This window comes from Holdemanella biformis DSM 3989 (assembly GCF_000156655.1).
In the GTDB taxonomy this organism is placed as follows: domain Bacteria; phylum Bacillota_I; class Bacilli_A; order Erysipelotrichales; family Erysipelotrichaceae; genus Holdemanella; species Holdemanella biformis.
On record NZ_DS996841.1, the window covers coordinates 122,305 to 130,558 of the forward strand.

Annotated in this window: 7 protein-coding genes; 5 read left to right on the forward strand and 2 right to left on the reverse strand. The window is 35.2% G+C overall.

The window, feature by feature from the left end:
• The 5 genes from EUBIFOR_RS02125 to EUBIFOR_RS02145 form a co-directional block, all read left to right on the forward strand.
• Nucleotides 1–850, forward strand: an 850-nt coding sequence (locus EUBIFOR_RS02125; protein WP_003864252.1) for an amidohydrolase family protein, incomplete at its 5' end; no start/stop codon positions are given.
• Nucleotides 850–1,971 carry an amidohydrolase gene (locus tag EUBIFOR_RS02130; protein WP_003864253.1) on the forward strand — a complete coding sequence of 374 codons (1,122 nt, stop codon included), beginning with the start codon at nucleotides 850–852 and terminating at the stop codon, nucleotides 1,969–1,971. The genes EUBIFOR_RS02125 and EUBIFOR_RS02130, both read left to right, overlap by 1 nt.
• Nucleotides 1,972–2,017: 46 nt before the next feature.
• Nucleotides 2,018–3,202 (forward strand): aspartate kinase, encoded by a 1,185-nt coding sequence (locus EUBIFOR_RS02135; RefSeq protein ID WP_003864254.1) that lies wholly within the window; start codon nucleotides 2,018–2,020, stop codon nucleotides 3,200–3,202.
• Nucleotides 3,202–4,536 carry an RsmB/NOP family class I SAM-dependent RNA methyltransferase gene (locus EUBIFOR_RS02140; RefSeq protein WP_003864255.1) on the forward strand — a complete coding sequence of 445 codons (1,335 nt, stop codon included), beginning with the start codon at nucleotides 3,202–3,204 and terminating at the stop codon, nucleotides 4,534–4,536. The genes EUBIFOR_RS02135 and EUBIFOR_RS02140 overlap by 1 nt, the downstream gene beginning before the upstream one ends.
• Nucleotides 4,533–5,216, forward strand: a complete 684-nt coding sequence (locus EUBIFOR_RS02145; RefSeq protein WP_003864256.1) for a pseudouridine synthase — start codon at nucleotides 4,533–4,535, stop codon at nucleotides 5,214–5,216. The genes EUBIFOR_RS02140 and EUBIFOR_RS02145 overlap by 4 nt, the downstream gene beginning before the upstream one ends.
• 599 nt (nucleotides 5,217–5,815) lie before the next feature.
• Here EUBIFOR_RS02145 and EUBIFOR_RS02150 read toward each other — a convergent pair.
• Both EUBIFOR_RS02150 and EUBIFOR_RS13090 read right to left on the reverse strand, forming a co-directional pair.
• Nucleotides 5,816–7,348: a hypothetical protein gene (locus EUBIFOR_RS02150; RefSeq protein WP_040466072.1), complete on the reverse strand. Its 1,533-nt coding sequence runs from the start codon at nucleotides 7,346–7,348 to the stop codon at nucleotides 5,816–5,818.
• Between the two features lie 109 nt (nucleotides 7,349–7,457).
• Nucleotides 7,458–7,685: a Fic family protein gene (locus EUBIFOR_RS13090; RefSeq protein ID WP_040466073.1), complete on the reverse strand. Its 228-nt coding sequence runs from the start codon at nucleotides 7,683–7,685 to the stop codon at nucleotides 7,458–7,460.
• Nucleotides 7,686–8,254: the final 569 nt, after the last annotated feature.

The following is an 8,254-nucleotide window of genomic DNA, read 5'->3' on the forward strand; positions in this document are numbered from 1 at the left end:
TAATCCAATGGATGAAACCGTAGAACTTGCATTAAAAGGTGGTGTTACTACAGTTGCAGCAGGTCCTGGTAGTGCTAACGTACTTGGTGGAACTTTCTTTGCGTATAAGACAAAAGGAAATTGTATTGATGAAATGACCATTCAAAATCCAATTGCGATGAAAGCAGCTTTTGGTGAAAATCCTAAGCGTTGTTATCAAGGTAAGAAAATTGATACGCGTATGCAAATCAGTGCATTATTAAGAGAAACATTAGAAAAGACAAAGGAATACATGAAGAAAAAAGAAGACGGAAAAGATGTAGCTTATGATCAAAAACTTGAAGCCATGATTCCTGTTGTCAAAAGAGAACTTCCATTAAAGTGTCATGCTCATAGAGCCGATGATATCTTAACGGCCATTCGTATCGCAAAAGAAGAAAATATCAAGATTACATTAGATCATGTTACAGATGCAAGAAGCATTCTTCCTCAAATCAAAGAAAGTGGTTTTCCATGTATTTGTGGACCTGCATTGACTCACAAATCAAAATTTGAACTTGCGAATATGTCTTTTGAAACACCAAACGAACTCTATAAAGCAGGTATCTTATTCTCTATCATTACCGACTCTCCGGTTATTCCTCAACAATATCTATCTTTAAGCGCCGCTCTAGCCGCTAAAGCAGGACTTCCAGAATATGAAGCCATTAAAGCCATCACAATTAACCCAGCTAAGATTTTAGGTTTAGATAATCGTGTTGGATCTATTAAAGTTGGTAAAGACGCTGACTTTGTGATTTGTACAAAGAACATTCTAGACACTCAAAATGAAATTACGGCAGTATATGTAGATGGAAAGAAGGCCGCTTAATGCTTTTTAAAAACGCCACTATTTATACGATGGAACAAGAACCATTCGTTGGTGATTTTAGAGTGAATAAAGGAATATTTACAGAGATTGGAAAAAATTTAGAACCCAAAGATGAAGATGTACAAGATCTTACAGGATTCAATGTATATCCAGGCATGGTTGAAGCCCATTGTCATTTGGGTATGGAAGAAACGGCTATCGGCTTTGAAGGCAATGATTTAAATGAAATCACAAATCCAATTACACCAAACATGCGTGGTATTGATGGATGTAATCTAATGGATGAAACTGTACAAACCGCATTAGAAGCCGGTATCACAACAGTAGCTGCTGGACCTGGTAGTGCTAACGTACTTGGTGGAACTTTCTTTGCGTATAAGACAAAAGGAAATTGTATTGATGAAATGACCATTCAAAATCCAATTGCGATGAAGGCAGCCTTTGGCGAAAACCCAAAGAATTGTTACAGAGGAAAAAATATTGATACACGTATGCAAATCAGCGCATTACTGAGAGAAACTCTAGCTAAGACAAAAGAATACATGATGAAAAAAGAAGCAGGCAAAGATGTAGATTATGATCAAAAGCTTGAAGCTATGATTCCAGTCATCAAAAAAGAAATTCCATTAAAGTGTCATGCTCATAGAGCTGATGATATGTTGACCGCCATTCGTATCGCAAAAGAATATGATATTGAAATTACCTTAGATCATGCGACCGATTCACAAGTGATTCTAGACCAAATCAAAGAAAGTGGTTTTCCATGTATTTGTGGACCAAGTCTTTGTCACAAAGATAAGTTTGAATGTGCCAACGATTCATTTGAAACACCAAATAAAATGTACGAAAAAGGCATCTTATTTGCGATCACAACCGATTCCCCATTCAATCCCCAACAATATCTTCCAATCAATGCAGCCCTAGCCCATAAAGCAGGACTATCTGAAAATGAAGCAATCAAGGCTATCACAATCAATCCAGCTAAAATCTTACATTTAGACAATCGAGTTGGTTCTATTAAAACTGGTAAAGATGCTGACTTTATTATTTGTACAAAAAGTTTGATTGATTTGAATAATACAATTAAAAATGTATATATTAATGGAATAAAAGCTGTCTAAGACAGCTTTTTATATGCTAAAATAATGTGGTTGGAGAAAATAGATTATGAATATAGTTGAAAAATATGGTGGAACCAGCGTTGGAACCATTGAACAGATTCAGGCCATTGCGCTTCATGCCAAACACATGAAAGAACAAGGTCACAATCTAGTCATTGTTGCCAGTGCCATGGGTAAAACCACAAATAAATTAATAGAATTAGCTCATAGTGTCACAAACAATCCAAATAAAAGAGAATTGGATAGTTTATTATCTACAGGTGAGCAACAAACAATTACACTTCTTGCGATTGCGATGAATGCACTCGGTGTGGATGCGATCAGTTTAACTGGCTATCAAGCAGGTTTTCTTACTAGCAAGCACCATTCTCGTGCTTTGATCAAAGATATTGATACAACCACAATTCAATCTCATTTAGACCAAGGAAAAGTTGTTGTCGTAGCCGGCTTTCAAGGCGCTACCGAATATGGAGATATTACCACTTTAGGTCGTGGGGGAAGCGATACAACAGCCGTTGCGATTGCCGCAAAACTAAACTATCAATGCCATATCTTTACAGATGTTGCAGGTGTCTACACAATTGATCCACGATTATATACGCGTGCTAAAAAGCTAAAATCAATTTCTTATGAAGAAATGATGCAGATGGCCTGTTTAGGTGCTGGCGTATTAGAAACTCGAAGTGTTGAGCTTGCCAGCAAATATAATGTTCCCCTTTTCTTAGGAAAAGCATTGGAAACAGATTTAGAGAAAGGAACTTGGATTATGCATAAAGAATTAGAAGATATGCCAATTACAGGTTTAAGTGTAAAAGACGACTATGCGATCATGCGCTTTATGCACTTACCTAACGATGGTGTTTATTTAGGAAAACTATTTAAAATGATTTCCGATTTAAATATCAACCTTGATACAATTTCACAACAATTAGACGATGAAGGCCTTGCCAACTTTACTTTATATTGTTCCGAAGAACAAAGTAATCAAATCATGGAAAATGCATCAAAAGAATATCCTGTACATCAAATGCTTGGATATATCAAGCTATCATTAGTTGGTCTAGGAATTTCTACGCATTCTGGTATTGCGAGTAAAGTATTAAACATCTTAAGTGAAAACAATATTAAATATTATATGATCACATCAAGTGAAATTTCCATTTCACTAACGATTGAAAAGAAAGACAAAGTTAAAGCGGTTCAAGCTTTAGGAAAGGCTTTTGATCTATAATGGAACTTCCAGTTAAATTTAAAGAACAAATGAAAGGACTTCTTCAAGATGAATATGAAGACTATCTACAAAGTTTTGATCATGAAAGATATTATGGATTAAGAGTCAATACACTTAAGATTTCTGTTGAAGAATTCTTAAAGATTTCTCCCTTTAAACTAAAACCCATCCCATGGACAAATGATGGCTTCTATTATTCAAGTGAAGATAAACCCAGTAAACACCCCTACTATTATGCAGGCCTTTACTATCTTCAAGAACCAAGTGCTATGTTACCAGCACAAGTTCTTCCTGTAGACGAAAATGATATTGTATTAGATACGTGTGCAGCTCCTGGTGGAAAAAGCACAAAGCTTGCCACAAAACTCAATCATACTGGACTTTTAATTTCAAATGATATCAGTTCTTCAAGATGCCAAGGACTCTTAAAGAACGTCGAATTATTTGGTTGTGACAATGCTTGGGTAACCAGTGAAGATTTGACAAATATGGAACAACATTATCCAGAAACATTTGATAAGATTTTAGTGGATGCCCCATGTAGTGGTGAGGGAATGTTTCGTAAAGAACCAGACTTAATTAAAAGCTGGATTGAAAAGGATGATACATTCTATCCACCTATTCAAAAAAACATTTTAAATGCTGCTGTATCCATGTTAAAGCCTGGTGGATCTATCGTATATTCCACTTGTACTTTTTCGATTCATGAAAATGAAGAAGTCATTCAAGATGTATTAGACAAACATCCAGACTTGCATCTTGTTCCTATTGAAAAAATAGATGGTATGATGCCAGGTATAAACATGGAAGAATGCGTTCGTTTATATCCACATAAAATCAAGGGAGAAGGTCACTTTGTCGCTTTACTTGTCAAAGATGGAGAAACAAAACATAAAAAAGTAAGACTGGAACCAAGCGATAAATTGGATGATTGTGTTACTGATTTTTTAAAACTCATTCATTTAAATAAAGGAACCATTAAAGTAAAAAAAGACAAAGTCATTTGGCTTAATACAGATTTTCAAGCTTATAAAGGCTATCGCGTACTAAGATCTGGCTTATTATTAGGGCAATTAAAAGGTAAACATTTTGAACCAAGTCAAAGTCTTGCCCTTGCCCTTTGTCCTGAACAATTTAAAAATGTATTAAACTTTTCCATTGAAGATGAGCGTGTTATTAAATACTTAAAAGGTGAAACTCTAGATGTGAAGGATTTGGATTCAAAAATATCTGGATGGACACTTGTTTGTGTAAATAACTTCCCTTTAGGTTTTGCGAAACTTTCTAAAGGCTCATTAAAAAACAAATATGCGAAAGGATGGCGTTATCAATGAGACTTGACAAATATTTATCTCACATGGGATTTGGCACAAGAAATGACGTTAAAAAATTAATTAAAAACGGCTGGGTTACCATTAATGATGAAACCATAAAAAAGGCAGACTATAACGTAAAAGAAGATGATAAAGTTTTTGTGGATGATGAGCCTGTAAGTTATGTAGAATTCGAATATTACATATTAAATAAACCACAAGGCTATGTGAGCGCCACAGAAGATATGCTCTATCCGACTGTCATGGAACTTATTCAAAGTCAAAGACACGATCTATATCCTGTGGGAAGACTTGACGTAGATACAGAAGGCTTGTTACTCATCAGCAATGATGGAAAGTTAACCCATGAAGTATTATCTCCTAAAAAACATGTAGACAAAAAATATTATGTTGAATTTGATGGGACTCTACCAGAAAATGCCGTAGACTTCTTTAATCAGCCTATGGAATTTGAAGAATTTACTTCAGCCCCTTCAAAATTAGAAATATTAGATACAAACAAAGCGTATCTAACGATTCATGAAGGAAAATTTCATCAAGTCAAAAGAATGTTTGAAAAGGCAAACTGCACTGTTACCTATCTTCAACGTATTGAGTTTGGTCCTTTAAAACTCAATGATTTACCATTAGGTGAATTTAGAGCGTTAACCCAAGAAGAATTAGATGCATTAAAAGGCTAAGAAAGGGGCTGTAACGAGTAAGTGAATTTTATCGCTTATGGAGTTCAGCTCCTCTTTTTTTTTATACAAAAATGCCCATTTTTCGTACACGGGAACATGTTCTAAAAACGAAATTGGGCTGATTCTTATTTTAATCTAACATAAAATGTAGATTTCCCTCTGCCTTCCCTGCGAAGTTCTCCTTCTGCTACAAGCTTACGAAGTGAACCTTCTATAGAACTCACACTGAGTGCCGGGCATAGTTCCCGAATATCTTGCTTATTGAATTTTCCAATCCTTTGCTGTGTAGCTTTACGAACCATCTCAATTGCCGGAAGTTTCTCTTCTACAATTTCAAATCGGTCTTCAAAATCTTTGTAAGCAGCAAGAATTGTTCCAATTGACGTACTCTCATCATTAAAATGACGAGATTCTCTTTCTCACAATGCGAGAAATGGAGCATCGCAAAGCTTTCAGCATGGTTCTAGACCTTGCATATAGTTTTTGCATAACTCTTGTTTTTTGAGCATTTCCAATCCATGTGGACCGTACTCTGTATTCTCATACTGTATCCAGCAGGGCTTACGCCTTAGACCTGACTGGATGAGAGATTCTTTAAGCTAGAATCCAAAGCAGTGTTTCATTGTTTGTCCACATTTTTTCTTATTTGAAATCAGTGTGTCCTGCATCTTGGCAAAGTGTGGAAAATCAAAATGACAGGCTTTAAAATTAGGGGCAGTCAATGTGTCGTCAGTATGACAAATTAGAAAGGCAGAATACAAATCTCTTTGTACTCTATGTCCTTCAATTGTTTTAAATCTTTCACTTAAAGTGGGTTTGATGTATTCACCTGTATCATGGTGAAGTTGAGAAGCTCGATATTGATGAATATCGATTTCGTAGTATGGAATTCCATACTGTGTTGCTTTTGATTTCAGGTCTGCCTGCATAAGACCTGGAGAACGGTTCTTGATGGAGTGTCCATAACGTTTCTTACGTTTGTATTTGCGTACCATCTTTGAAGAGCCGTCTTTTTGCTTAATGGATACGGCTTTATCCTGTCGTTTAGTCTTCTTTGATTTCTTTTGCAGAGCTTTGAAGTTCATTGGCTCCAGGATGAATTCGCTTGTATTTTGAACGACTCTGTTGATAAAGGTATGATGTGAAGTTTTGATATAAGCAGATTGTTTTCGATAGAGCACGCGTATCTGCCGTTTCAGACGTCTGCATCTTCTTGTTGTCTTCCATTTATGTTTTCCCTTTTTGACTGTACCATTCTTGTTGTAGTTTTCTGGATTATGTTTTCGCATAGAGGCATCCACTAGATTCTGCTTATGACGAATCTCTTTTTCATATTTGGCTGATTCTAGAGCCAATTCTTCCAGATGGACCTCGTTGTTTGAGACTGTCGCAATCGTAGATGTTCCAAAGTCAACGCCTGTACGATGTCCACCATCTTTTGACAGCTTAATTCGTTTTGGTGCATCACCTCGAAGTGTGATCACTACATAATATTTGAATCCACTGTTGAATTCGATTCTTTTTAAAAATGAATAAACAACATCTTCTTTTAAATCAACAGATGAAAGGATGTTTTGGATATATTCATTCTTTGGAATACGCACTTTAAAATAGTGCTTCATAAAACATATGGTATCCCATCTTAAAAGACGTACACCTGTTACAGCACATTTTTGTTTGATGCAATCGAAACTATTATATCTTCGATAATGAAGATGTTGTCCATCCTCAAAAAGAACTTTTTCTACTCCCTTATATACAGCTTCTGCTTCTGCCTGTGCCTGATGAGAGTTGATGTAGTTCTTGTATTTCTTTTGTTCTTTGGATACAAACTTACACAAAGAAGTCTTCGTAAGATTATACTCTTTTTGTTTAATACACATGATATTTGACAATTCTTTTTTCTTCTTCTTTTCAGAAGCTGACAGTTCAGAACCTTTCTTTTTAGAAAATTCAGATTCTCCATAAGCTTTGCGTGCACCCACATATTCTTTATCATGAAATAAAGCATTCAAACGGTTTGTAGCATATCGAACCAACTGGTTATGCATCTGATTCGCATAGAAAAAAGATTTCGACAAAAAACGTTTTTCAGATCCACTTAGTTCCAATTGAAAACGTACTGTATACATATCGAAATCTCCTTTTTTTACGACGTATTCTACGTATATATTATAACATGGTTCACGTATAGAAACTGTTGAAAAACTTTTACATATGTCATTCATCTCATGACTAAAGTCACAAGCGTTCTGACTCTTCCCGTAAAATATAGCTTTGTGTAATAGGAATCGTATCAAAACTCTCATGGATAATATTTAATACATCACGGTATCCTGCGATTTGTTCTTCATCTCTATTCTTTGGTGTGGTCTTCTCCTCCACCAACTGCTTAATTCCTATATTGGTTGTTACAATACCCTCTATCGCATTTGAAGCCTCGGTACTCTGAATCTTTGCTATCTCCACAAGTTTCCCCAACTCGTCTGGTCTTTGCTGAAGATCATAGTTCTTGTTTCCCTGCGAACTTGTATATTGCTGCTATGAGACCAGGAATTTCTGAATCGCACTTTTCTTCTTTAATTTTTGAATAGTTAAACGGTCTCATTATTTAAACACCTGTCTTTCATTTTTCCCTTAAAGTATCTTGTTTCCCTTAAAATATAATCAGAAATAAGGGAAAATCAATATATTTAAGATTATTTTCCCTTAAATTCATTCGTTTTTTGTGGGATAAATAATATTTTATGCGATTTGCAGGGATATATTTACATTTCATTTAATATGTTTTCCCATCAGTCGCATTTGTTGCAAATTTTGCAACAAATGAATCCCGCTGTAATTCACTCTTTCTGTAAATATACTTTTTATATGTCTGGAAATAGTTGATTTATCCCTATCTATTTTTATATATTCAAAAAAGTAAAATGACAACCATTCAGGTTGCCACTTTTTTAACTTCTTACATATGCCTTTAATACTTTAACTTCATCACAATCATACGGTTTGATTGTATACTCTTTTATACTTGCAGGAAT